The 24,299-nt window shown below is 72.0% G+C and carries 25 protein-coding genes and 1 pseudogene; 16 read left to right on the top strand and 10 right to left on the bottom strand.

The window, feature by feature from the left end; genetic code table 11:
* The first annotated feature begins 22 nt into the window (after positions 1-22).
* Complete coding sequence (locus AS857_RS27935; RefSeq protein WP_063804374.1) at positions 23-793, top strand: IclR family transcriptional regulator; 771 nt, start codon at positions 23-25, stop codon at positions 791-793.
* Positions 794-817: 24 nt separating this feature from the next.
* Here AS857_RS27935 and AS857_RS27930 read toward each other — a convergent pair whose 3' ends face one another.
* Positions 818-1,261, bottom strand: a complete 444-nt coding sequence (locus AS857_RS27930) for a hypothetical protein (protein WP_058047111.1) — start codon at positions 1,259-1,261, stop codon at positions 818-820.
* Positions 1,262-1,746: 485 nt separating this feature from the next.
* On the opposite strand from AS857_RS27930, the gene AS857_RS27925 reads away from it, so the two are divergent.
* Positions 1,747-3,501, top strand: coding sequence for an acetyl/propionyl/methylcrotonyl-CoA carboxylase subunit alpha (locus AS857_RS27925; RefSeq protein ID WP_058045962.1), 1,755 nt, complete (start codon positions 1,747-1,749; stop codon positions 3,499-3,501).
* 94 nt (positions 3,502-3,595) lie between these two features.
* On the opposite strand, the gene AS857_RS40125 is transcribed toward AS857_RS27925, so the two are convergent.
* Positions 3,596-3,874 (bottom strand): type II toxin-antitoxin system Phd/YefM family antitoxin, encoded by a 279-nt coding sequence (locus tag AS857_RS40125; RefSeq protein ID WP_160330278.1) that lies wholly within the window; start codon positions 3,872-3,874, stop codon positions 3,596-3,598.
* Positions 3,875-3,995: 121 nt separating this feature from the next.
* Here AS857_RS40125 and AS857_RS27915 point away from each other — a divergent pair, with 121 nt between their 5' ends.
* On the top strand, positions 3,996-4,598 hold the full coding sequence (locus tag AS857_RS27915) for a TetR/AcrR family transcriptional regulator (protein WP_420823972.1): 603 nt from the start codon (positions 3,996-3,998) through the stop codon (positions 4,596-4,598).
* A gap of 255 nt (positions 4,599-4,853) precedes the next feature.
* On the opposite strand, the gene AS857_RS27910 is transcribed toward AS857_RS27915, so the two are convergent.
* Positions 4,854-5,930 carry a DeoR/GlpR family DNA-binding transcription regulator gene (locus AS857_RS27910; protein ID WP_079110682.1) on the bottom strand — a complete coding sequence of 359 codons (1,077 nt, stop codon included), beginning with the start codon at positions 5,928-5,930 and terminating at the stop codon, positions 4,854-4,856.
* A 121-nt stretch (positions 5,931-6,051) separates the two neighbouring features.
* Complete coding sequence (locus tag AS857_RS27905) at positions 6,052-7,500, bottom strand: NAD(P)H-quinone dehydrogenase (protein ID WP_058045958.1); 1,449 nt, start codon at positions 7,498-7,500, stop codon at positions 6,052-6,054.
* 165 nt (positions 7,501-7,665) lie between these two features.
* Between AS857_RS27905 and AS857_RS27900 the strand changes: the two genes are divergently transcribed.
* Positions 7,666-8,103, top strand: coding sequence for a gamma-glutamylcyclotransferase family protein (locus AS857_RS27900; RefSeq protein ID WP_058045957.1), 438 nt, complete (start codon positions 7,666-7,668; stop codon positions 8,101-8,103).
* Between the two features lie 115 nt (positions 8,104-8,218).
* Complete coding sequence (locus AS857_RS27895; protein ID WP_058045956.1) at positions 8,219-9,040, top strand: purine-nucleoside phosphorylase; 822 nt, start codon at positions 8,219-8,221, stop codon at positions 9,038-9,040.
* A 51-nt stretch (positions 9,041-9,091) separates the two neighbouring features.
* On the opposite strand, the pseudogene AS857_RS41655 reads toward AS857_RS27895, so the two are convergent.
* A pseudogene (locus AS857_RS41655) lies at positions 9,092-9,256 on the bottom strand (phospho-sugar mutase); the annotation flags it as partial.
* Positions 9,257-9,545: 289 nt separating this feature from the next.
* On the opposite strand from AS857_RS41655, the gene AS857_RS27890 reads away from it, so the two are divergent.
* On the top strand, positions 9,546-11,222 hold the full coding sequence (locus AS857_RS27890) for a phospho-sugar mutase (protein WP_058045955.1): 1,677 nt from the start codon (positions 9,546-9,548) through the stop codon (positions 11,220-11,222).
* A gap of 62 nt (positions 11,223-11,284) precedes the next feature.
* On the opposite strand, the gene AS857_RS27885 is transcribed toward AS857_RS27890, so the two are convergent.
* A complete protein-coding gene (locus tag AS857_RS27885) occupies positions 11,285-11,845 on the bottom strand; it encodes a PH domain-containing protein (RefSeq protein WP_058045954.1) in 561 nt (186 codons plus the stop codon).
* A gap of 144 nt (positions 11,846-11,989) precedes the next feature.
* Here AS857_RS27885 and deoC point away from each other — a divergent pair, with 144 nt between their 5' ends.
* Genes deoC through AS857_RS27870 form a run of 3 tightly spaced genes read left to right on the top strand, consistent with a single transcriptional unit; the run spans position 11,990 to position 15,286 of the window.
* Positions 11,990-12,973, top strand: coding sequence for a deoxyribose-phosphate aldolase (gene deoC, locus AS857_RS27880; RefSeq protein WP_058047110.1), 984 nt, complete (start codon positions 11,990-11,992; stop codon positions 12,971-12,973).
* Positions 12,974-12,978: 5 nt separating this feature from the next.
* Positions 12,979-14,409, top strand: coding sequence for an aldehyde dehydrogenase family protein (locus AS857_RS27875; RefSeq protein WP_058045953.1), 1,431 nt, complete (start codon positions 12,979-12,981; stop codon positions 14,407-14,409).
* Positions 14,402-15,286, top strand: a complete 885-nt coding sequence (locus AS857_RS27870; protein WP_058045952.1) for an aldehyde dehydrogenase family protein — start codon at positions 14,402-14,404, stop codon at positions 15,284-15,286. Before AS857_RS27875 ends, AS857_RS27870 begins: the two co-directional genes overlap by 8 nt.
* Before the next feature lie 75 nt (positions 15,287-15,361).
* Here the strand turns inward: AS857_RS27870 and AS857_RS27865 are convergent, their stop codons facing one another.
* Positions 15,362-15,844 carry a hypothetical protein gene (locus AS857_RS27865; RefSeq protein ID WP_063804373.1) on the bottom strand — a complete coding sequence of 161 codons (483 nt, stop codon included), beginning with the start codon at positions 15,842-15,844 and terminating at the stop codon, positions 15,362-15,364.
* A 47-nt stretch (positions 15,845-15,891) separates the two neighbouring features.
* On the opposite strand from AS857_RS27865, the gene AS857_RS27860 reads away from it, so the two are divergent.
* Positions 15,892-16,596: an ATP-binding protein gene (locus tag AS857_RS27860; RefSeq protein ID WP_173864812.1), complete on the top strand. Its 705-nt coding sequence runs from the start codon at positions 15,892-15,894 to the stop codon at positions 16,594-16,596.
* Positions 16,597-16,779: 183 nt separating this feature from the next.
* Here the strand turns inward: AS857_RS27860 and AS857_RS27855 are convergent, their stop codons facing one another.
* Complete coding sequence (locus AS857_RS27855; protein ID WP_058045949.1) at positions 16,780-17,532, bottom strand: SigE family RNA polymerase sigma factor; 753 nt, start codon at positions 17,530-17,532, stop codon at positions 16,780-16,782.
* A gap of 193 nt (positions 17,533-17,725) precedes the next feature.
* Here AS857_RS27855 and afsQ1 point away from each other — a divergent pair, with 193 nt between their 5' ends.
* The 5 genes from afsQ1 (at position 17,726) to AS857_RS27830 (ending at position 21,538) form a co-directional block, all read left to right on the top strand.
* Complete coding sequence (gene afsQ1, locus AS857_RS27850) at positions 17,726-18,403, top strand: two-component system response regulator AfsQ1 (protein WP_173864811.1); 678 nt, start codon at positions 17,726-17,728, stop codon at positions 18,401-18,403.
* A gap of 38 nt (positions 18,404-18,441) precedes the next feature.
* Positions 18,442-19,947, top strand: coding sequence for a sensor histidine kinase (locus tag AS857_RS27845; RefSeq protein WP_058045948.1), 1,506 nt, complete (start codon positions 18,442-18,444; stop codon positions 19,945-19,947).
* On the top strand, positions 19,944-20,525 hold the full coding sequence (locus AS857_RS27840) for a hypothetical protein (protein ID WP_063804372.1): 582 nt from the start codon (positions 19,944-19,946) through the stop codon (positions 20,523-20,525). The genes AS857_RS27845 and AS857_RS27840 overlap by 4 nt, the downstream gene beginning before the upstream one ends.
* A gap of 119 nt (positions 20,526-20,644) precedes the next feature.
* Positions 20,645-21,199, top strand: coding sequence for a VanZ family protein (locus AS857_RS27835; RefSeq protein ID WP_058047108.1), 555 nt, complete (start codon positions 20,645-20,647; stop codon positions 21,197-21,199).
* Positions 21,200-21,316: 117 nt separating this feature from the next.
* Positions 21,317-21,538 carry a PspC domain-containing protein gene (locus AS857_RS27830; protein WP_058045947.1) on the top strand — a complete coding sequence of 74 codons (222 nt, stop codon included), beginning with the start codon at positions 21,317-21,319 and terminating at the stop codon, positions 21,536-21,538.
* 136 nt (positions 21,539-21,674) lie between these two features.
* On the opposite strand, the gene AS857_RS27825 is transcribed toward AS857_RS27830, so the two are convergent.
* Both AS857_RS27825 and AS857_RS27820 read right to left on the bottom strand, forming a co-directional pair.
* Positions 21,675-22,082 carry a hypothetical protein gene (locus tag AS857_RS27825; RefSeq protein ID WP_058045946.1) on the bottom strand — a complete coding sequence of 136 codons (408 nt, stop codon included), beginning with the start codon at positions 22,080-22,082 and terminating at the stop codon, positions 21,675-21,677.
* Between the two features lie 186 nt (positions 22,083-22,268).
* Complete coding sequence (locus tag AS857_RS27820) at positions 22,269-23,384, bottom strand: adenosine deaminase (RefSeq protein WP_058045945.1); 1,116 nt, start codon at positions 23,382-23,384, stop codon at positions 22,269-22,271.
* 103 nt (positions 23,385-23,487) lie between these two features.
* Here AS857_RS27820 and AS857_RS27815 point away from each other — a divergent pair, with 103 nt between their 5' ends.
* A complete protein-coding gene (locus tag AS857_RS27815; protein WP_420823971.1) occupies positions 23,488-24,294 on the top strand; it encodes an alpha/beta hydrolase family protein in 807 nt (268 codons plus the stop codon).
* Positions 24,295-24,299 lie beyond the last annotated feature (5 nt).

The raw sequence follows: 24,299 nt of genomic DNA, 5'->3' as shown, positions 1-24,299 counted from the left end.
CTCGAAGGAATCCGAACCTCCCATGTCCCAGTCCGTGGACCGCGCCCTCGACGTACTGGACGCCGTCGCCACATCCCCCGGCCCGGTCACGGCGAAGGCGCTGGCCAGGAACCTCCACTGCGGGCTCTCCACCGTGTACGAGATCCTCGGCACGCTCACCGCCCGCGGGCATCTGGTCCGTACCGCGGGCGGGTACACCCTCGGGTACCGCGTGCCCGTCCTGCACCAGGCGTTCCAGCGCCAGATGCAGCTGGACGACGCCGTGCATGCACTCCTGCTCACAGCCCGGCGGGAAGCGGGCGCGGACACGTACTTCAGCACGTACCGCGACGGGGACATCGCCGTGCTCGCCGGGAACGCCGCCGACCCGTCGACGGGCGGCTTCAGCGTGGGCCGGGATCTCGACGGGCACGCGACCGCCCACGGCAAGGTGCTGCTCTCGGCGCTGCCCCGGGCCGCCCGCATGCGCTACCTCACGGGTACGGGGATGCGGGCGATCACGCCGCGGACGATCACGTCGCCGGACCGGCTGGACGCGGAGCTGCGGCGCGTGCGGCGGGAGGGGGTCGCCGTGGAGGTCGAGGAGTGCGCGCCGGGAGTGGCCTGCGTGGCGGTACCCGTACCGGCGCTAACCGGAGTGCAGGGCGCCGCCCGCGCCGGTACCGCCGCCGTATCCGCCGCCGTGCCGCTGGACGACTTCCACCGCCGCAGGCGCCAGCTGACGGACACGCTGCGCCACGTCGCGGCGGAGGCGGCGAAGTTGGCCGCGCGTCAGCGCGGGGTCGCGGGCTGAGCCCGGCGCTCCGTTGGCCGCGCGTCAGTGCGGGACGACGGCTTCCGTCGGCTGAGCCCAGCGCTCGGGGTCGTACACCATCAGCGTCCAGACGATCAGGGCGAGGACGGCCATGACGACCGCGAACGCGGCCCAGCCGACGAGGCCGACGCAGAAGGCGCCCAGCAGGCCGTGCACGACGCCGCAGGTGATCAGCAGAATCCTTCCCGCTGCCCGGGGCGGGCGGTCGCGGAGGGCGACGCGGAGGGCGACGACGGCGCACAGGAGCAGGTAGAGGGCGAAGAGGGCGCCGGCGATCCAGGCGGCGAGGGCCATGAGGCCGGGGTCGCTGCCCGCCAGGGACATGTGCTGGCGGCGGACGACGACGCCGAGGATCCAGTTGATCAGGGCGATGCCCAGGCCCTCCACGGCGAGGGCGAGCGCGGCGAGGCCGGCGACAGGTCTGCGGAACGGGAACCGGGTCGTCACCACCGCCTCACCACCCCTCTTCGCCCTCGCCCGCCCCTCCGTGGGCGATTGCCGTGGGCAATTGCCGCAAGTTACCGCGGGTACCCACGTCTGAAAGGACGCTACTCACGGGTAGAACCATGAGCAAGGGGTCGGTACGGAGTCAGTACGAGGTCGCGCCCGGATCCGTACCCGCACCCCCTCGGGGCCCGCGCCCGGCCGAACGGCCCCCGGGCCGGTTCCCGCACACGCAAACTTTGGGCCACCCCTTCGTAGGGACTCGACAAAGAAAGCTCTTTCCTTCCCGGCGGCACGGGTCGAGAGCTGCGCCACATGCAAAGGTCGGCAGAGACCCTCGCACCCGGCGTACCGTGGGAGAACTGGGGACTTTGGCGCGCACACGGCCTCCGGTTCACGCTCCGTGTGGGCAAGCTCACCTCGGGAGTCGGCTCGGCACAGAGTGTCGCCAGTACCTAAACTCACCTTGTTTCAAGGAGGGAGCCATCGTGCGCAAGGTGCTCATCGCCAACCGTGGCGAAATCGCTGTCCGCGTAGCTCGCGCGTGCCGGGATGCCGGGATTGCCAGTGTGGCGGTCTACGCGGATCCGGACCGGGACGCGCTGCATGTCCGCGCTGCTGATGAGGCGTATGCGCTGGGCGGTGACACCCCGGCGACGAGCTACCTCGATGTGGCCAAGGTGCTTGCCGCGGCGGCCGAGTCGGGGGCGGATGCCGTTCACCCCGGGTACGGCTTCCTTTCCGAGAACGCCGAGTTCGCGCAGGCCGTGCTGGATGCGGGTCTGACGTGGATCGGTCCGCCGCCGCAGGCGATCCGGGATCTGGGTGACAAGGTGGCGGCCCGTCACATCGCCCAGCGTGCGGGTGCGCCGCTGGTGGCCGGTACCGCCGACCCGGTTGCGGGGGCGGAGGAGGTCGTGGCGTTCGCGCAGGAACACGGCCTGCCGATCGCGATCAAGGCCGCTTTCGGTGGTGGCGGGCGTGGTCTGAAGGTCGCCCGCACGCTGGAGGAGGTCCCCGAGCTCTACGACTCCGCCGTCCGCGAGGCGGTCGCGGCGTTCGGGCGGGGGGAGTGCTTCGTCGAGCGCTACCTGGACCGGCCCCGTCACGTCGAGACGCAGTGCCTGGCCGACAAGCACGGCAACGTGGTGGTCGTCTCCACGCGTGACTGCTCGCTGCAGCGCCGCCACCAGAAGCTGGTGGAGGAGGCTCCGGCGCCGTTCCTGTCGGCGGAGCAGAACGCCGAGCTCTACCGTGCCTCGAAGGCGATCCTGCGCGAGGCCGGTTACGAGGGCGCGGGCACGTGCGAGTTCCTCGTCGGCCAGGACGGCACGATCTCCTTCCTGGAGGTCAACACCCGTCTGCAGGTCGAGCACCCGGTCACCGAAGAGGTCACCGGCATCGACCTGGTCCGCGAGATGTTCCGCATCGCCGACGGCGAGGAGCTCGGCTACGACGACCCGCCGCTGCGTGGTCACTCGTTCGAGTTCCGCATCAACGGTGAGGACCCGGGCCGCAACTTCCTGCCCGCTCCGGGCACGGTGACCCGCTTCGATGCGCCGACCGGTCCGGGTGTGCGCCTGGATGCGGGTGTGGAGTCGGGCAGTGTGATCGGCCCGGCGTGGGACTCGCTGCTGGCGAAGCTGATCGTCACCGGTGCGACGCGTGAGCAGGCGCTGCAGCGGGCGGCGCGGGCGCTGAACGAGTTCAAGGTCGAGGGCATGGCCACGGCCATTCCCTTCCACCAGGCCGTGGTGACCGACCCCGCCTTCACCGCCGACCCGTTCCGGGTGCACACGCGGTGGATCGAGACGGAGTTCGTCAACACCATCGAGCCGTTCGCCGGAGCGGCGGCCGAGGAAGAGGGCGAGGAAGCCGGCCGCGAGACCGTCGTCGTCGAGGTCGGCGGCAAGCGCCTGGAAGTCTCCCTGCCGTCCTCGCTGGGCATGACGCTGGCGCGCACCGCTGCTGCGGGCGGCGCCAAGCCGAAGCGCCGCGCGGCGAAGAAGGCCGGCTCGGCCGCGTCCGGTGACGCGCTGACGTCGCCGATGCAGGGCACGATCGTCAAGGTCGCGGTCGAGGAGGGCCAGGAGGTCGCCGAGGGCGAACTGATCGTCGTCCTCGAAGCGATGAAGATGGAGCAGCCCCTGAACGCGCACCGCGCGGGCACGGTCAAGGGCATCACCGCCGAGGTCGGCGCCTCCGTCTCCTCCGGCGCCGTCATCTGCGAGATCAAGGACTGACGCGACACCGCCGTCAAGTAATGCCTGCGGGCCCCTGCCGATTGACTCGGCAGGGGCCCGCAGGCATTCAACGCCACACCACAGTCCAGGACACTCAGCAAGCCTTCCGATCCGCAGCCTCATCCGCTTCCAGAACGGCCAAGACCTCATCCTGTGGAATCCACCGAGCGTCGGGGGCTTCCCGGACGGACTGCGCCAGCGCCAGATCCGCCTCGTCCCGGAGCCGCTGGAGCTCATCCAGCACCTCTATCGGGACCACCGCAGCCGCCGGCTTCCCGTACTCGGTGATGATGATGTGCTCATGCCCGTGGCGCACACGGCCCACGAGCTGCCCGAGCTGGTTGCGGGCCTCGACGAGGGAGTAGGTGTCCATACAGAAAACGGTACGCACCAGCAGGTGTGTACAACAATCCCTCGTCCGGATGACGTGCCCCGCCCGGGAGGGCCGATGGCATCCTTGGCAGACGGGGAGACAGAGGGAGGACTCGGCAGCCATGGCCACGGAGAGCACACAAGCGTCACCGCGCCCCATGCGGGCGGACGCCCGGCGCAACTACGAGCGGCTGCTCACGGAGGCCCGGACCGCGTTCACCGAGCACGGCACGGAAGCCTCCCTGGAGGACATCGCCCGCCGGGCCGGGGTCGGCATCGGCACGCTCTACCGCCACTTCCCCAACCGCACGGCGCTGATGAGCGCCGTCTTCCAGGGCGAGGTCGACGGGCTCCTCGCCCGCTCCCGCGAACTCCTCGCCGCCCCCGAGCCGTGCCGGGCCCTGGTGGACTGGCTACGGGCCTGCGTGGCGCACGCCAGCACCTACCGGGGGCTCTCGCGGGCCCTGCTGGCGGCCCAGGCGGACGAGGCGTCCGCGATGTCGCGCTGCAGCCTTCCCCTGCGGGAGGCGGGGAGCGTGCTGCTCGCGCGGGCGCAGGCGGCCGGGGCGGTCCACGCCGGTGTCGACATCGCCGACGTCATGCAGCTGACGAACGCGATCTCGCTCGCCGCGGAACAGTCCCCGGACGACCCCCAACTCCCGGACCGTCTCCTGACACTGACGCTGCAAGGCTTGGCCACGAAGCCCTGCCCGGAAGAGGGCTGACCCCCGGCCGGGCACACGGCCGGACAACAATCGGCCCCGCCACCAACCTCCCGCCGCAACGGCGCCCCGCCCCCATGGCGCAGACCGGCGGTGCCCAGCCGGCCCAAGGCCCGCCCGGCACCGCCGGACCACACCGTCGTGGTTGCTCACCGCTGCGGCGGAAAACGGGGGCAGCCCCAGCTCAACGGCCCCGCCGCGGCGGCCCGCCCGGTGCCACCGACCGCGCCGTCGTGGCAGTACCCCGCGCGGAAGCGCTCATCGCCGCCGCGGCGCCAGGTCCGCCACCCTCGCCGTCCCCGTCGGAGGCTCAGCGCCCAGCGAACCGGCGCTGCGGAGCTGCGGGGACGACGCGCCGCCCCCGGAGGGGCCCGGTGGGCCGGGGGGCAGGTGGTGGCCTCCGTGGGTGCGGCGCTGGCCCGGCAGGGGCGGGACGTCGCGGCGGCGCTGCTGCGGCGGCACCTGCTCGCCGCCGCCCGACACCGCTCCCGTGGGGCCGGGGCCCGGCCCCTGGCCCGACCCCGCGCCGGGCCCGGCGACCGAGATGTGGACGCCCTGGTCGGCGAGGGCCTGCAGCTCCGTCGCCGCGCGGTCGTCGTGCGACGGCGGCTCGTCCGTCACGAGCCGCGTGATCACGTCCGTGGGCACGGTCTGGAACATCGTGTCCGTACCGAGCTTCGTGTGATCCGCGAGGACGACCACCTCCGCCGCCGCCTGCACCAGCGCCCGGTCCACGCTCGCGGAGAGCATGTTGGACGTGGACAGGCCCCGCTCGGCGGTCAGCCCGCTTCCCGACAGGAACGCCCGTGTCACGCGCAGCCCGTGCAGGGACTGCTCCGCACCGCTGCCCACCAGTGCGTAGTTGGATCCTCTGAGCGTGCCGCCCGTCATGACGACCTCGACCCGGTTGGCGTGGGCGAGGGCCTGGGCGACGAGCAGGGAGTTGGTGACGACGGTCAGTCCCGGTACGCGCGCGAGCCGGCGGGCCAGCTCCTGCGTGGTCGTACCGGCGCCGACGACGACGGCTTCGCCTTCCTCGACGAAGCTCGCCGCGAGATCGGCGATGGCCGTCTTCTCGGCGGTCGCTAGATGGGATTTCTGCGGGAAGCCGGACTCTCTGGTGAAGCCTCCCGGCAGCACCGCACCGCCGTGCCGGCGGTCGAGCAGTCCTTCTGCCTCCAGTGCGCGCACGTCCCGCCGTACGGTCACTTCGGAGGTCTGGACGACGCGGGCGAGCTCACGGAGCGAAACCGCCCCGTTGGCCCGCACCATTTCGAGGATCAATTGACGACGTTCTGCAGCGAACACGAAACCGACAGTAACGCCAACGACCATCCGTTTTCAGCAGGTTGCAGCAATTAACGGAAGTTGTCCGCTGCGGAACGCTCAAAGTGGTATAGGAGGCCCGGGCCCAAGGCCAAAGCCTCCCTGACCACTCAGCGCAACAATCCGACCCCTAAGCCTCGCGCTGCGTCTTGCGCGAGTGGAGCTGCCGGGCGACCTCCGCCAGCGAACCGGACAGCGACGGGTAGACGGTGAACGCGTTGGCGATCTGCTCGACCGTCAGGCTGTTGTCGACCGCGAGGGAGATCGGGTGGATGAGCTCGCTCGCCCGCGGGGCGACCACGACGCCGCCCACCACGATGCCCGTGCCGGGCCGGCAGAACAGCTTCACGAAGCCGTCCCGGATGCCCTGCATCTTCGCCCGCGGGTTCCGCAGCAGCGGCAGCTTGACCATACGGGCGTCGATCTTCCCGCTGTCGACGTCGGCCTGCGTGTAGCCGACGGTCGCGATCTCGGGGTCCGTGAAGACGTTCGCCGAGACCGACTTCAGGTTGAGCGGCGCGACCGCGTCACCCAGGAAGTGGTACATGGCGATGCGTCCCTGCATCGCCGCGACCGAAGCGAGCGCGAGCACGCCCGTGCAGTCACCGGCGGCGTAGACGCCCGGCGCGCTGGTGCGCGAGACCCGGTCGGTGTGGATGTGCCCGGACTCCTTGAGCCGGACCCCGGCCTCCTCCAGCCCTATCCCGGCCGTGTTCGGAATGGAGCCGACCGCCATCAGGCAGTGCGTACCGGTGATGACGCGGCCGTCCGCCAGCGTGACCTCGACCCGGTCGCCGACGCGCTTGGCGGACTGCGCCCGCGACCGTGCCATGACGTTCATGCCGCGGCGCCGGAAGACGTCCTCCAGAACGGCGGCCGCATCCGGGTCCTCACCCGGCAGCACGCGGTCCCGCGACGACACCAGCGTCACCTTGGACCCCAGCGCCTGGTACGCACCGGCGAACTCGGCACCGGTCACACCCGAGCCCACCACGATGAGCTCCTCGGGGAGCTCGTCCAGGTCGTACACCTGGGTCCAGTTCAGGATGCGCTCGCCGTCCGGCTGCGCATCGGGGATCTCGCGCGGGTGCGCACCCGTGGCGACCAGCACCGCATCCGCGACGAGCGTCTCCTCGGTCCCGTCCGCGGCCGTCACGATCACTCGGCGCGAGCCGTCCGGCGCCTGGTTCGGCTCCAGCCGGCCCCGGCCGCGCAGCACGCGTGCACCCGCCCGGGTGACGGACGCCGTGATGTCGTGCGACTGCGCGAGCGCCAGCCGCTTCACCCGGCGGTTGACCTTGCCCAGGTCCACTCCGACGACCCGGGCCGCCTGCTCGATGTGCGGCGTGTCGTCGGCGACGATGATCCCGAGCTCCTCGTACGAGGAGTCGAAGGTCGTCATCACCTCGGCCGTCGCAATGAGCGTCTTCGAGGGGACACAGTCGGTGAGCACCGACGCCCCGCCCAGACCGTCGCAATCGACGACGGTCACCTCCGCACCGAGCTGCGCGGCGACGAGCGCCGCCTCATAGCCGCCGGGTCCGCCACCGATGATCACGATCCGAGTCACGTACTCCATTGTCCCGTACCCGTCGAAGGGACTTCTCCCGGGGCCTCCCCAGCGGATCCGTACCCGCATGCATACGGCAATCCGTGCGAGAACCGGCAGGAGGTTCCGGACGAACCTCCCTTCGAGACTGCCATCCCAAATGCCGTCGCGCCTCACTCCCGTACCCTCGAAACCATGTCGCTCTACGCCGCGTACGCCGGCAACCTCGACGCGCGGCTGATGTCCCGCCGCGCACCCCACTCGCCGCTGCGCGGCACGGGCTGGCTCTCCGACTGGCGGCTGACCTTCGGCGGCGAGCAGCTGGGCTGGGAGGGCGCGCTCGCGACCGTCGTCGAGGCACCCCGCTCCCAGGTCTTCGTCGCCCTCTACGACATCGCCCCGATGGACGAGGACTCGATGGACCGTTGGGAGGGCGTCGGCCTCGACATCTACCGCCGGATGCGCGTCCGCGTGCACACCCTGGACGGCGAGGAGCCCGCGTGGATCTACGTCCTGAACGGTTACGAGGGCGGCCTGCCCTCCGCCCGCTACCTGGGCGAGATCGCCGACGCGGCGGAATCCGCGGGCGCGCCCCACGACTACGTCATGGAGCTCCGCAAGCGTCCCTGCTGACGCGACGCGCCGGGGAGTGACGATTGCATCTCGTCACAACCCACAAAGCAACAATCGGAACACCGTGAGCAGTGACATCTACGCGCGTAGGCGATAAGAGGCTACCCTCGTCCGCGTGAACGCATCAGTTACTCCCGACATCCAGGCCGACCCGTACGCCGCGGCGGACGCCGCCGCCGCCCGTCTGCGCGAGCTGACCGGCGCCGAGACCCACGACGTCGCCCTGGTCATGGGCAGCGGCTGGCTCCCCGCGACCGAGGCGCTCGGCGCTCCCGAGGCCGAGTTCCCGGTCACCGAGCTCCCCGGCTTCACCGCGGCCGCCGTGGCGGGCCACGCCGGCACGGTCCGCTCGTACAAGATCAACGACAAGCGCGCCCTGGTCTTCCTCGGCCGCACGCACTACTACGAGGGCCGCGGCGTCGCCGCCGTCGTCCACGGCGTGCGCACCTCCGTGGCCGCCGGCTGCAAGACCGTCGTCCTCACCAACGGCTGCGGCGGCCTCCGCGACGGCATGCGCCCCGGCCAGCCCGTGCTGATCAGCGACCACATCAACATGACGGCGACCTCGCCGATCGTCGGCGCCAACTTCGTCGACCTCACCGACCTGTACTCCCGCCGCCTGCGCGCGCTGTGCAAGGAGGTGGACGAGACCCTCGAGGAGGGCGTCTACGTCCAGCTCCCCGGCCCGCACTACGAGACGCCGGCCGAGATCCGCATGGTCCGCACCCTCGGCGGCGACCTCGTCGGCATGTCCACCACGCTCGAGGCCATCGCGGCCCGCGAGGCCGGTGCCGAGGTCCTCGGCATCTCCCTCGTGACGAACCTCGCCGCGGGCATGACGGGCGAGCCCCTCAACCACGAAGAGGTCCTCCAGGCCGGGCGCGACTCCGCGTCCCGCATGGGCCAGCTCCTGGCCCAGGTCCTCCCGAAGCTCTGACCCAGCCGGTACGGCGCCGTTCCCCACACCCGGGTGCGGCGCCGGAGGCGCGCGGGGGCCGGCGGGGCCGAACTGGAGGGTGCCGGCGAAGCGGGCGGCGATCTCGGCGGTGTCCCCGGCGTCGATGAGCCGGGCGAGCTCCTCGCGGGTGTCGGGGTCGGGGTCCTCGGCGAGCCAGGACTTGGCCTGGGCGATGAGGGCGTCGTCTCGCTCCACGGTGTCTCCTACGGAGGGTTCGGGGATATATATGGGGTCTGGGTGGTTCGGCCGGTTGTTCACGGGCCGGTCGTCCGTGGGTGGGGGGCGGGGGCTTCCGGGGCTGCATGATTTACGGGCCCTCTGGCCTGAGCTTTGGGTGCCCGGAAGGACGGCCCACAAATCACGCTTTACGCCCCTTGCCAGCCCCGGCCCACCCCGCCCCCGACCCACGGACGACCGGCCCGTGAACAACCGGCCGAACCACCCAGACCCCATATATATCCCCGAACCCTCCGTAGGAGACACCGTGGAGCGAGACGACGCCCTCATCGCCCAGGCCAAGTCCTGGCTCGCCGAGGACCCCGACCCCGACACCCGCGAGGAGCTCGCCCGGCTCATCGACGCCGGGGACACCGCCGAGATCGCCGCCCGCTTCGCCGGCACCCTCCAGTTCGGCACCGCCGGCCTCCGCGGTGAGCTCGGCGCCGGCCCCATGCGCATGAACCGCTCCGTCGTCATCCGCGCCGCCGCCGGCCTGGCCGCGTACCTCAAGAAGCAGGGCCAGACCGGCGGCACGGTCGTCATCGGCTACGACGCGCGCTACAAGAGCGCTGACTTCGCCCTCGACACGGCGGCCGTGATGGTGGGCGCCGGCCTGAAGGCCGCCCTCCTGCCCAAGCCGCTCCCCACCCCGGTCCTCGCCTTCGCGATCCGCCACCTCGGCGCCGTCGCCGGCATCGAGGTCACGGCCAGCCACAACCCGCCGCGCGACAACGGCTACAAGGTCTACCTGGGCGACGGCTCCCAGATCGTGCCGCCCGCCGACGCCGGGATCGCCGCGGAGATCGCCGCCGTCCGGAGCCTGGACGACGTCCCCCGCCCCTCCGCCGGCTGGGAGACCCTGCGCTACGAGAACATCGTCGGCGCCTACCTGGAGCGCACGGACGCCGTCCTGACCGGCGGCTCCGCCCGCGACGTGCGCGTCGTCTACACGCCCATGCACGGCGTCGGCCGCGACGTCCTGACGGCCGCCTTCGAGCGCGCCGGCTTCCCCGCCCCGACGGTCGTCGCCGCCCAGGCCGAGCCGGACCCGGACTTCCCGACCGTGGTGTTCCCCAACCCGGAGGAGCCGGGCGCCATGGACCTGGCGTTCGCCACGGCCCGCGAGGCCCAGCCGGACATCATCATCGCCAACGACCCGGACGCGGACCGCTGCGCCGTCGCCGTGCCCGACGCGGACAGCGTCGAGGGCTGGCGCATGCTGCGCGGCGACGAGGTGGGCGCGCTGCTCGCCACGCACCTGGTGCACAAGAACGCGCGCGGCACGTTCACGACGACGATCGTCTCGTCCTCCCTCCTGTCCCGCATCGCCGCCGCGAGCACCGGCACGCCGTACACGGAGACGCTGACGGGCTTCAAGTGGCTGGCCCGCGTCGACGGCCTGCGCTACGCCTACGAGGAGGCGCTCGGCTACTGCGTGGACCCCGAGGGCGTCCGCGACAAGGACGGCATCACGGCGGCCCTGCTGGTCGCCGAGCTGGCCGCGGAGCTCAAGGAGTCCGGCCGGACCCTCACCGACCTCCTGGACGACCTGGCGGTCGAGCACGGCCTGCACGCCACGGACCAGCTGTCGGTGCGCGTCCAGGACCTGTCGCTGATCGCGGACGCGATGCGCCGCCTGCGCGAGCAGCCGCCGGCGGTGCTCGCCGGTCTGCACGTGACGTCCGCCGAGGACCTGGCGAAGGGCACGGAGTCCCTGCCCCCGACGGACGGCCTGCGCTACCACCTCGCCGGTGACGAGTCGGGGGCCGTCTCCGCCGCCCGGGTGATCGTCCGGCCGAGCGGCACGGAGCCGAAGATCAAGTGCTATCTGGAGGTCGTGATCCCGGTCGCGGACGCGGCCGCCCTCGCAGGCGCCCGCGCCAAGGCGACGGCTGTCCTGACCGAGATCAAGGCCGACCTGTCGAAGGCCGCGGGCATCTGAGCCCGTAGAAAAGGGGGCCCGGGGCGATGCCCCGGGCCCCCTTTTCCTTAGCGGAACGGCCGTCAGCCGACCACCAGCAACACCACGAACAGCACCAACCCCACGACCGCCGGCGCCAGCACCTCGTACGCCCACCGCACGACGACGTCCCCCCGCGCGTCCTCACGCGAAGCGTTCCGCTCGGCGAGCTCCTGCAGCTCCGCGACCGTCTGGTCGGCGGGAGCCGCCTCCGCCCCGCCCCGGGCCGCACGCTTGCGCTTCCTCAGCGACACGGGCACGGCCCACAGCTGGTAGGTGGAGCCCCCGGCCAGCACCTCACTGGAGTAACCGGCGCGCACCGCGTCCACCGCACCCCACGGCAGCGTGATCGTCCGGAACGGATTCCGCACCAGCAGCCGCGAGGCCCCGGCGAAGACGGCCGGACGCAGCGTGAAGGCGATGATCAGCGGCACGACGCACAACAGCCCCGCCAGCGCGAGCCAGGGCGTACTGCCCTCTCCGCGGACGGCGGCGTCGCCGCCCAGCCAGCCGGCGAGGGCGAGCATCAGCACGCCGCCGGCGATGCCGGCGGGCGAGCGGTAGCGCCTGTCGGCGTATTCCTGTTCGGGGCTAGGGCTCGTCATGGGCAGATTGTGCCTGACGCCTCCCACGGGGCCGCCGGAGACCGGGCCGCTCCCGCGGGGGCGGCCGGAGACCGAGCCGAAAACCGCCCCGCACCAGCGGGGGTGTACACGCGCTACGCGCGTAGATATGCTCATCTGGTGACCATGCCCACCACAGTTCCCGCACACGGCAACGACGCCGCGGGGCGGCTGAAGGAGCTGGCGGACGCCACCGCCTCCGACAGTGCGCTGCGCCGCTTCCTGCACGGACTCCCGGGGGTCGACGCGGTCGGGCTGGAGGCCCGCGCCGCCTCGCTCGGCACCCGCTCGATCAAGACCTCGTCGAAGGCCTACGCCATCGACCTGGCGATCTCGATGATCGACCTCACGACGCTCGAGGGTGCCGACACCCCGGGCAAGGTCCGGGCCCTGGCCGCCAAGGCCGTCAACCCCGACCCCACCGACCGCACGACGCCGCGCACCGCCGCCGTCTGCGTCTATCCCGACATGGTGGCGACGGCCAAGGCCGTCCTCGCCGGCACGGACGTGAAGGTCGCCTCCGTCGCCACCGCGTTCCCGGCCGGCCGCGCCGCGCTGCCGGTCAAGCTCGCGGACACCCGCGATGCGATCGAGGCCGGTGCCGACGAGATCGACATGGTCATCGACCGTGGCGCCTTCCTCGCCGGCCGCTACATGGACGTCCTGGAAGAGATCCGCGCCGTCAAGGCCGAGTGCGGCGACAGGGCCCGCCTCAAGGTGATCTTCGAGACGGGCGAGCTGTCGACGTACGACAACATCCGCCGCGCGTCCTGGATCGGCATGCTCGCGGGCGCCGACTTCATCAAGACCTCGACCGGCAAGGTCGCGGTCAACGCCACCCCGGCGAACACCCTGCTGATGCTGGAGGCCGTGCGGGACTTCCGCGCGCTGACCGGCGTCCAGGTCGGCGTGAAGCCGGCCGGCGGCATCCGCACCACCAAGGACGCGATCAAGTTCCTGGTCCTGGTCAACGAGACCGTGGGCGAGGAGTGGCTGGACAACACCTGGTTCCGCTTCGGTGCCTCCAGCCTCCTCAACGACCTGCTGATGCAGCGGCAGAAGCTGAGCACCGGGCGTTACTCCGGTCCCGACTACGTGACGGTGGACTGACCGACATGGCATTTGAATACGCTCCCGCACCCGAGTCGCGCGCGGTCGTCGACATCGCCCCGTCCTACGGCCTGTTCATCGACGGCGAGTTCACCGAGGCGTCCGGCGGCAAGGTCTTCAAGACGATCAGCCCCTCCACCGAGGAGGTGCTCTCCGAGGTCGCCCAGGGCTCCGCGGAGGACGTGGACCGCGCGGTGAAGGCCGCCCGCAAGGCCTTCGAGAAGTGGTCGGCACTGCCCGGCGCCGAGCGCGCCAAGTACCTGTTCCGCATCGCCCGGATCATCCAGGAGCGCAGCCGCGAGCTGGCCGTCCTGGAGACCCTGGACAACGGCAAGCCGATCAAGGAGACCCGCGACGCGGACCTCCCGCTGGTCGCCGCGCACTTCTTCTACTACGCCGGCTGGGCCGACAAGCTCGACCACGCGGGCTACGGCGCCAACCCCCGCCCGCTGGGCGTCGCGGGCCAGGTCATCCCGTGGAACTTCCCGCTGCTGATGCTGGCGTGGAAGATCGCCCCGGCGCTCGCCACGGGCAACACGGTCGTCCTGAAGCCGGCCGAGACCACCCCGCTGTCGGCGCTGTTCTTCGCGGACATCTGCCGCCAGGCGGGCCTGCCCAAGGGCGTCGTCAACATCGTCACCGGTGACGGCACCACGGGCGCCGCGCTCGTCGCGCACGAGGGCGTGAACAAGGTCGCGTTCACCGGCTCCACGGCGGTCGGCAAGGCCATCGCCCGCACGGTCGCGGGCACGGACAAGAAGCTCACGCTGGAGCTGGGCGGCAAGGGCGCCAACATCGTCTTCGACGACGCGCCCATCGACCAGGCCGTCGAGGGCATCGTCAACGGCATCTTCTTCAACCAGGGCCAGGTCTGCTGCGCGGGCTCGCGCCTGCTGGTCCAGGAGTCGATCCACGACGAGCTGCTGGACTCCCTCAAGCGCCGTCTGTCCACGCTGCGCCTCGGCGACCCGCTGGACAAGAACACCGACATCGGTGCGATCAACTCCGCCGAGCAGCTGGCCCGGATCACCGAGCTGGCCGACAGCGGCGAGACCGAGGGCGCCGAGCGCTGGGCCCCGGCGTGCGAGCTGCCGGAGAACGGCTTCTGGTTCCGCCCGACGCTGTTCACGGGCGTCACCCAGGCCCACCGGATCGCCCGCGAGGAGATCTTCGGCCCGGTCCTGTCGGTGCTGACGTTCCGCACCCCGGGCGAGGCGGTCGCCAAGGCGAACAACTCGCAGTACGGCCTCTCCGCCGGCATCTGGACGGAGAAGGGCTCGCGCATGCTGGCCGTCGCGGGCAAGCTGCGCGCGGGTGTCATCTGGGCCAACACGTTCAACAAGTTCGACCCGACGTCGCCGTTCGGCGGCTTCAAGGAGTCGGGATTCGGCCGCGAGGGCGGCCGCCACGGCCTGGAGGCGTACCTCGATGTCTGAGCGCTTGACTGTCTTCAAGACCTACAAGCTGTTCGTCGGGGGCAAGTTCCCCCGGTCCGAGAGCGGGCGGGTGTACGAGGTGACCGACTCCAAGGGCAACTGGCTGGCCAACGCCCCGCTGTCCTCGCGCAAGGACGCCCGTGACGCGGTCGTCGCGGCCCGCAAGGCCGTCGGCGGCTGGTCCGGCGCGACCGCGTACAACCGCGGCCAGGTCCTCTACCGCGTCGCCGAGATGCTGGAGGGCCGCCGCGACCAGTTCGCGGCGGAGGTCGCCGAGGCCGAGGGCCTGTCCAAGGCGAAGGCCGCGGCCCAGGTGGACGCCGCCATCGACCGCTGGGTGTGGTACGCGGGCTGGACCGACAAGATCGGCCAGATCACCGGTGCGACGAACCCGGTCGCGGGCCCGTTCTTCAACGTCTCCTCCACCGAGCCGACCGGCGTCGTCGCCGTGCTCGCGCCGCAGGAGTCGTCGTTCCTCGGCCTGGTGTCGGTGATCGCCCCGGCGATCGCCACGGGCAACACGGTGGTCGTGGTGGCCTCGGAGAAGGCCCCGCTGCCCGCCCTGTCGCTCGGCGAGGTGCTGGCCACGTCCGACGTCCCGGGCGGCGTCGTGAACGTCCTGTCGGGCCGTACGGCCGAGATCGCGCCGTCGCTGGCCGCGCACCAGGACGTCAACGCGATCGACCTCGCGGGGGCGGACGCCGGCCTCGCCAAGGAGCTGGAGATCGCCGCGGCGGACAACCTGAAGCGCGTGCTGCGTCCACAGGCTGTGGACTGGGCCGTGACTCCGGGCACGGACCGGATGACGGCCTTCCTGGAGACGCGGACGGTCTGGCACCCGACGGGTTCGCTGGGCGCGGGCGGCTCGTCGTACTGAGCCGGAGCACCCCGGGCCGACATGCCGGAGGCCGGAGCGGGTCACCACCCGCTCCGGCCTCCGGCGCGTCCGCGCTCAGTGCGTCTTGGGAGCCGCCGCCGGCCGTCCGGTCGGCAGCAGCGACGTCAGGTTCCCCGCCACCGGCAGGTCCGTCAGACTGCCGCCCTTGGAGATCGGCTGCGTCGCCGGCTTGGTGGTGACCGGCTGCATGTTCCCGACCTTCGTGCCCACCGTGTTGTCGAACGGGTCGACGGGCGTGCCGGCGAACGGGTTGGTCCGCAGGGTCTTGACCGTGTCGAAGATCCCCTCCGCGCCCGCCTCCAGGCCCGTGTTGGCCCCTTCGATGGCGGCGGGGATGTTGGTCTCGCCGAACTGGGCGCGGGCCATGCCGGCGCCCTTGCCGCCGTCCATGCCGGCGTCGGCGCTCGCGGAGGCCGCACCGCCCGCCGCGAAGGCCGCACCCGCCGATACGGTCAGCCCTACGCGCAGGAGCATCCGGCGCCGGAGCGCCCTCGACTCCTTGCTGGCGGAGCGTGCGTGTCGTGCGTGCGAAGCCATGGCCACCTGCCGGGGTCGTGTAGTGCGGGCGAACGACAACGCACAGTATGCGAGTGGTGACACTGCGCGCACCATGCAACCCATGGGGATCCCCCATCCGGCCCAATGCCTCACACTGGTGTCCCGTGACTCCCCACTTGACCCCCGCGCGCGTCATCCTGCTGACCGGCCCCTCCGGTTCCGGTAAGTCGTCCCTCGCGGCCCGCACCGGGCTGCCCGTCCTCAACCTGGACGACTTCTACAAGGCGGGCACGGACCCGACGCTGCCGCTGCTCGCGGACGGCTCGGGCACCGACTGGGACTCCCCGCTCTCGTGGGACGCGGACGCCGCCGTCGCCGCGATCGACAGCCTGTGCCGGACGTCGAGGGCGGACGTGCCGCTCTACGACATCTCCACCAGTTCGATCACCGGGGCGAGCGTTCTGGACATCGGGCGCACCCCGCTGTTCATAGCCGAGGGCATCTTCGCGGCCGACATCATCGACCGCTGCCGTGACCTGGGCGTGCTGGCGGACGCCCTGTGCCTGCGCGGCCGCCCCTCCACCACCTTCCGCCGCCGCCTGGTGCGCGACCTGCGCGAGGCCCGCAAGCCGGTGCCGTACCTGGTCCGCCGCGGCCTGCGGCTGATGCGCTCCGAGCGCGGCATCGTGGCCCGTCAGACGGCGCTGGGCGCGTACGCGTGCGGCGGGGAGACGGCGATGGGCCGGATCGCGGCGGCGGCAGCGGGTCACCGCGAGACCATCAAGATCTAGCGGCGCGCAGGTGCACTCCGGGGCACGCAGTGGCCCCGGACGCACAGAAGCGGGTCGGGACAGGCCCCCCGGCTGTCCGACCCGCTTCCGCTCCCCCACGGCCCTGTCCGCGCTCCCCCGAGCGCCCCCCGTTCAGGGCCCCTTGTCGTCCGTGCGGTGCTGCGTCCCCGCTCCGCCCCGCCCTCAGGCGACGAGCTCTCCGAAGGACTCCAGCTGGTTCCGGCCGGAGCCGATGACCTCGTCGTCGCGCAGGCGGCGCAGCGAGCGCCAGATGCTGCTCTTGACCGTGCCCACGCTGATGTCCAGGATCTCCGCGATCTCCGGGTCCGTGCGGCCCTCGTAGTAGCGCAGGACGAGCATCGTGCGCTGCAGCTCGGGCAGCCGGGCGAGGGCCTGCCAGAGGACGGCGCGCAGCTCGGTGCCGCGCATCGCGTCGCCCTCGCCGGGCATCTCCGGCAGTTCCTCGGTCGGGTACTCGTTGAGCTTGCGCCGGCGCCAGGCGCTGATGTGCAGGTTCGTCATGGTGCGGCGCAGGTAGCCGCCGACGGCCGCCTTGTCGGTGATCCGGTCCCAGGCCCGGTAGGTGGAGAACAGCGCGCTCTGCAGCAGGTCCTCCGCCTCGTGCCGGTCGCCGGTCAGGTGGTACGCGGTCGCGTACAGGGAGGCCCGGCGCTCCTGGACGTAGGCGGTGAACTCCGCCTCGGCCCTGGACGCCCCCTTGCTCTCCCCCGATGCCCCCGGAGCCGCCCCCGCAGCTCCCTTGGGCTCCCCGTACGTGACCGCGTCGATCGCCACCATGTAGGGCGGCCGCACACGTCCGGTGCCGCGGGCGCACCCCCGCCCGCCCACGGCACCGGACTTCTCCGGGCCCCGTCCGGCGTCGTGCAGGCGCGTGCGAATGACTGCGCTGGTAGTGGTGCTGTGCAGTGTGTTCATCTCGCGCCCCCCGTCGGTGGAGCCAGCCTCGGTCCGATTTCCGTACCGGGCTCCGCTGCCCGATGACCAAAAGCCTGCCGGGCCAGTTTCATCGCGTTGTCCGCCGACTGTCACAGCCCTGCAACAGGCGGCGGGGGCGGGCGCGGAGGGCGGCGGTCGAACCACCTGCCCCGCGTAGGCCAGAATGACCACCGTGCCTTCCCTGTTGCTGATCGAGGACGACGACGCCATCCGCACCGCTCTCGAGTTCTCCCTGTCCCGTCAGGGCCACCGTGTGGTGACCGCGGCGACGGGCGAGGACGGCCTGAAACTGCTGCGCGAGCAACGGCCGGATCTGATCGTGCTGGACGTGATGCTGCCCGGTATCGACGGTTTCGAGGTGTGCCGGCGGATCCGCCGCACCGACCAGCTGCCGATCATCCTGCTCACCGCGCGCAGCGACGACATCGACGTCGTGGTGGGTCTGGAGTCCGGTGCCGACGACTACGTGGTCAAGCCCGTGCAGGGCCGGGTGCTCGACGCCCGGATCCGTGCGGTGCTGCGCCGCGGCGAGCGCGAGACCAACGACTCGGCCGCGTTCGGCTCGCTGGTCATCGACCGCTCCGCGATGACGGTCACCAAGAACGGCGAGGAGCTCCAGCTCACGCCGACCGAGCTGCGGCTGCTGCTGGAGCTCAGCCGCCGGCCCGGCCAGGCCCTCTCCCGGCAGCAGCTGCTGCGGCTGGTCTGGGAACACGACTACCTCGGCGACTCCCGGCTGGTCGACGCCTGTGTGCAGCGGCTGCGGGCCAAGGTCGAGGACGTGCCGTCGTCCCCGACCCTGATCCGCACCGTGCGCGGCGTCGGCTACCGCCTGGACGCTCCGCAGTGACCGGACGCGTACGACGCTGGACGGCCGCCCGTAACGTGATGAAGCTGAGTCTGCGCCGGATAAGCCTGCGGCTGCGGCTGATGCTCGTCTTCGCCCTGGTGGCCCTGGCCGCAGCCGTCTCCGCGTCCGCCATCGCCTACTGGCTCAACCGCGACGCGGTGCTCACCCGCACCCAGGACGCGGCCCTCGACGACTTCCGCAAGTCCCTGCAGGACAACACCGGCACGCTGCCGCTCGGGCCGACCTGCCAGGAGCTGCAGGCGGCGGCCGAGCGGATGGCGGCCACGTCGCAGAAGTACGAGGTGCTGCTGATCGACACCGGCGAGGGCGGCCGGGCCTGCGCCGCGCCCTCCGACCGCGATCTGTTCTCGCTCAAGGTCGTGCCGAAGTCGCTGCAGGCGGCCGTCAACCGCGAGCGGCGCGTCGACGACTCCAACCGCTACGCGTACCACCTGTACTGGCAGCGCATCACGCTGGACGGCAAGCCGTACCTGGTGGGCGGCGCGAAGGTGATCGGCGGCGGCCCGACGGGCTACCTGCTGAAGTCCCTGGAGAACGAGCGCGCCGACCTCAACTCGCTGGCCTGGTCGCTGGGCATCGCCACGGCCCTGGCGCTGATCGGCTCCGCGCTGCTCGCGCAGGCCGCCGCCTCGACCGTGCTGCGGCCCGTGCAGCGGCTCGGCGACGCGGCCCGCCGGCTCGGCGAGGGCAAGCTCGACACCCGGCTGCACGTGTCGGGCACGGACGAGCTGGCCGACCTGTCGCGCACCTTCAACAAGACCGCGGAGTCGCTGGAGAAGCGCGTCGAGGAGCTCAGCGCCCGGGAGGCGGCGAGCCGCCGCTTCGTCGCCGACATGTCGCACGAGCTGCGGACCCCGCTCACGGCCATCACGGCCGTGACCGAGGTGCTGGAGGACGAGGCGGACAACCTCGATCCGATGATCGCCCCGGCGGTGCAGCTCGTGGTGAGCGAGACCCGCAGGCTGAACGACCTGGTGGAGAATCTGATGGAGGTCACCCGCTTCGACGCGGGCACGGCCCGGCTCGTGCTGGACGACGTGGACGTCGCCGACCAGGTCACCGCCTGCATCGACGCCCGCGCCTGGCTGGACGCCGTCGAGCTGGACGCCGAGCGCGGCATCGTGGCCCGGCTCGACCCGCGCCGCCTGGACGTCATCCTGGCCAACCTCATCGGCAACGCCCTCAAGCACGGCGGCTCGCCGGTGCGCGTCTCGGTCCGCACCGAGGACGACGCGCTGCGCATCGACGTGCGCGACCACGGCCCCGGCATCCCCGAGGAGGTGCTGCCGCACGTCTTCGACCGCTTCTACAAGGCGAGCGCGTCCCGTCCGCGGTCGGAGGGCAGCGGCCTCGGCCTGTCCATCGCCCTGGAGAACGCCCACATCCACGGCGGCGAGATCACCGCGGCCAACTCCCCCGAGGGCGGCGCGGTCTTCACCCTGACCCTGCCGCGGGACGTCTCGGGCCTGGAGGAGCAGCCGGCCGGGGACCGGGACGGCGGGAACGGGGAGGGCGGCCGGTGAGAAGAACCCTGCGCAGCACCGTCCTGACCGTGGCCCTGCTGGGCTCGGCCACGGCGTGCGGCATCCGCGGCACCGCCGTGCCGGTGGACGCGGGCGGCGCGCCCTCCCGCGCGTCGTGCGTCGTGCGGCCCGAGCACGCCATCCCCTCGGGCGCCGCGACCGTGACCGTCCAGCTGGAGTGCACCTCGCAGCTGGTGCCCGTCACGCGCGCGGTCGCCGAGACCTCCGAGGACAGCGTGGCCGTCGCCCGGGTGCTGCTGGAGGAGCTGCGCGAGGCGCCCGCGAACGAGGAGGCCGAGGCGGGGATGTCCACGGCCGTGCCGCAGCGGCTGACCGTCGCCGGGCAGCGCCCCGGCGACCCGGCCGGGACGCTGCGGCTGAGCCGGGAGCCGGGCGAGCTGCCGCAGGTCGGCCTCGCCCAGCTCGTGTGCACGTACGCCGGGACGGCCGCGGCCGACGGCAAGCGGTCGGTGATCCTGGGCGGGCCCTCCGGGGAGCCGCCCAAGAGCTACACGTGCACCGACGAGCTCAGGGTGCACCCGGACAGCGCGGACATCACGGGAACCCCTGTTTCCTAGGGCCGCGGCGGTCCCGTGGGCTCCGCATCGACCGGTGACGCTCCGTGTCCGCGCTCCGTCGCCACTCCCCGTCGCCGTCGGCCGGAACCGTGCGACCGGCGCACCGCGTCATGTGGGGCGTGCAGGGTCATGGTTACGGCGGCACGCCCGCCCTCCGATACCGCTACCGCGTCGCCGGCTGCGTGTTGCTCGTCGCCCATCTGCTGGCGGTGGTCTGGCTCGCCCTGCGCCCGCTGACGGTGCCCTGGGTGTCCGCCTCCCACCTGGAACCGCTGGCCACGATCCGCGCCGACCTCGCCCTCGGGCCGTGGGAGGCCACGCGGGCCATAGGGGCCGGGGTGCTGCCGCTGGCCCCGCTGGGGGTGCTGCTGCCCTGGGCCAGGGGCCGGGTGGCCGCGTCGTCGCTGGGCTCGCTGACCCGCACCGTCTTCACCGCCGCGATGGTCTCGCTGGCGCTGCAGGTGGTGCAGAGCGGCGTCGTGGGCCAGGTGCTGGACGTGGACGCGCTCCTGCTGAACGTGACGGGGGTGGCGGCCCTGCACCTGGCCGTCGTCCCGGCGGTCAGGGCCCGTCTCCGTCGCAGGGGTGAGGGCCCCCGACCGGAACCCATACGCCGTGAGGAGACCCCTCAGGGTGTCACCCCGACGATCCCCAGGGTCGGGATCGCCCCTTAGGCCGACGTTCCGGCCGGGCCCGCGGACATAACGTGGAGTCATCGGGAAGCCGACGGGAGAGACGGGAAAAACGTTCCCGCGCCGTATCGGTCCCCCGTGAGACGAGGAGTCGCCGCCATGTCCGCCAAGCTGGTCCGTCCCCGCAACCACAGGATGATCGCCGGGGTGTGCGCCGGTCTGGCCGAGCGCTACGGAATGTCCCGCACGACGATGCGGGTGATCTTCCTGCTCTCGTGCCTGCTGCCCGGCCCGCAGTTCCTGCTCTACATCGCCCTGTGGATCCTGCTGCCCTCGGAGAAGTCGCACCAGGGCCACGGCGGGGCGGCGCATTCCTGGTAAAGGATCCCGGGTGGGGTTCCTGATAAAAGCCTGAAAAGCCTTCGGTACGAAAAACGGCGGGCCGTCTCCCGGACATCGGATCCGGGAGACGGCCCGCCGTCGTACGGCTCGAGCGAGCGGGACGGGCCCGCGAGGATCAGCCGCCGATGCCCGACACCGGCAGGCTGCCGAGCGGCAGCCCGGACAGGGGCGCCAGCAGGCCGCCGTTGCCCTTGTTGTCGGCCGGGACGGCCTTGGTCGCGCTCTTCGGGGCGAGCGCCTGCGTCGCCAGCTGCGGCGCCACGGCCTTGTCCACGGCCTGGGCCGGGGCCTGCAGCATGCCGCTCTGGATGGCGCGGTCCGCCGCGGAGACGACCGGTCCGCCCGCGGGGGCGACCTGGGCGACCTGCTGGATGGGCAGCCCCGCCGTCGTGGTGCGGGCGGTGGTCGTGAGCGATTCGACGGCACCGGCGCCGCCGGCCGCCTGCGCGCTCCCCGCCGCGGCGGCGGCGAAGGCGACTCCGAGGGCGGCGGCACCGAGAGTCCTGAAGGTTCCGAGCTTCATCTGAATTCTGTCCTCGCGACGGGGGATTCTTGAGCGGCACTGAAACCTAGCCACGACTTCCCGGCCGCCGCAATCAGTGACACGGCCGGGACTCGAAAGTCCCGGCCGTCGCACGGTATTCCCCGCAAATTCACCGTCCGTTGCGGCCGGTGAAGACTTCGCTGGTCAGAAAGGGCCCGCCCAGTCCTACTGGAAGAGCCATTCCGACTTGAGCTCGGCGTAACCCGGCTTGATCACGTCGTTGATCATGGCCAGACGTTCGTCGAATGGGATGAATGCGGACTTCATCGCGTTGACGGTGAACCACTGGATGTCGTCCAGCGTGTAGCCGAAGGCCTTCACCAGGTGCTCGAATTCACGGCTCATGCTGGTGCCGCTCATCAGGCGATTATCGGTGTTGATGGTCGCCCGGAAATGCAGTTTACGGAGCAGTCCGACCGGGTGCTCTTCGTACGAGCTGGCCGCACCGGTCTGCAGATTCGAGGTGGGGCACATCTCCAGCGGAATGCGCTTGTCCCGGACGTAGGAGGCGAGGCGGCCCAGCCTGGCCTTCCCGTCCTCGCCGATCTCGATGTCGTCGATGATGCGGACGCCGTGGCCGAGCCGGTCCGCGCCGCACCACTGGAGCGCCTGCCAGATCGACGGCAGGCCGAACGCCTCGCCCGCGTGAATGGTGAAGTGGTTGTTCTCGCGCTTGAGGTACTCGAACGCATCCAGGTGACGGGTGGGAGGGAAGCCCGCCTCGGCGCCCGCGATGTCGAAGCCGACGACGCCGGAGTCGCGGTAGCGGTTGGCGAGTTCGGCGATCTCCAGGGCGCGGGCGGCGTGCCGCATGGCGGTCAGCAGCGCCCCCACGCGGATGCGGTGGCCGTTGGCCTTCGCGCGGCGCTCGCCCTCGCGGAAGCCCTCGTTGACGGCCTCCACGACCTCTTCGAGGGTGAGGCCGGCCTCCAGGTGCTGCTCCGGCGCGTAGCGCACCTCGGCATAGACGACGCCGTCCTCGGCCAGGTCCTCGGCGCACTCCGCGGCGACCCGGACGAGCGCGTCGCGGGTCTGCATCACGGCGCAGGTGTGCGCGAAGGTCTCCAGGTAGCGCTCCAGCGAGCCGGAGTCGGCCGCCTCGCGGAACCAGACGCCCAGCTTGTCCGCGTCGGTCTCCGGAAGACCGGTGTAGCCCGTCTCGCGGGCCAGGTCCACGATCGTGCCCGGGCGCAGTCCGCCGTCCAGGTGGTCGTGCAGCAGGACCTTGGGGGCGCGACGGATCTGTTCGGGGTTCGGTTGGGAGATGGTCTCGGTCGTCATTTCGGCACTCTAGCCCCTACGCGCGTAGATGTCGGCGAACGATACGGAACGGTGACCCGTCGGCGGGGTGGACACCACCGGTCCTTCTGCCATCGTTTCTGGCATGGCTCAGCAAGCGTTGCCTCAACGGGACCCGGAAGGAACGCACGGACGGCCGAACGCGCCGCGGAAGAGCGGGGATACGGCGCGGCTGGGGAAGCCGCTCGGCGCCGGGCGCACGGTGCACGGCGTGGCCCTGCTGCTCCCCGGCGGCCGCGCCGAGGGCACCGGCAGGCCCTCCGCGCTGACCCTCGCTGCGCAGCGGCCGCTGGCCCGCCGGCTGGCCAGGGCGTGCACCGAGGACGGTCTGGTCACGCACGTCGTCCACTACCGGCGGCGCGGGTGGAACGGTTCGGCGGCCGACCCGGTGCGGGATGCCGGCTGGGCGGCGGACGAGGTGGTGCGGCGCTACGGCGACGTGCCCGTCTGCCTCATCGGCACCGACATGGGCGGCCGGGCCGCGCTGCAGGCCGCGGGGCACCCGGCGGTGGCCGCGGTGCTGGCGGTCGCGCCGTGGCTGCCGGAGCCCCGGGAGCTGCTCGAACCGGATCCGGTGCGGCAGCTCGTGGGGCGGCGGGTGCTGATCGTGCACGGCACGAACGACGAGGTCACGGACCCCGACCTGTCCTTCCGGCTCGCCCAGCGGGCGAAGAAGGCCAACCGCGACGTGTGCCGGTTCGAGGTCCACTCGGACGGGCACGGGCTGCGGCAGCACCGGGCGGAAGTCCAGGCGCTCGTGGTCGACTTCGTCCGGGGCACGCTCTTCGGCCACCACTTCGCCCGCCCGGTGGCGGACGCCCTGGCGGCTCCGCCGCCGCTGGGCCTGCGGATGCCGCTGGCCTCCGGCTTCGGGGCGAGCCTGGGGTACTGAGGGGC

This window comes from Streptomyces roseifaciens (genome assembly GCF_001445655.1).
GTDB lineage: Bacteria > Actinomycetota > Actinomycetes > Streptomycetales > Streptomycetaceae > Streptomyces > Streptomyces aureoversilis.
Note: the sequence above shows the minus strand (reverse complement) of the source record. Positions and strands in the feature narration are given on the sequence as shown.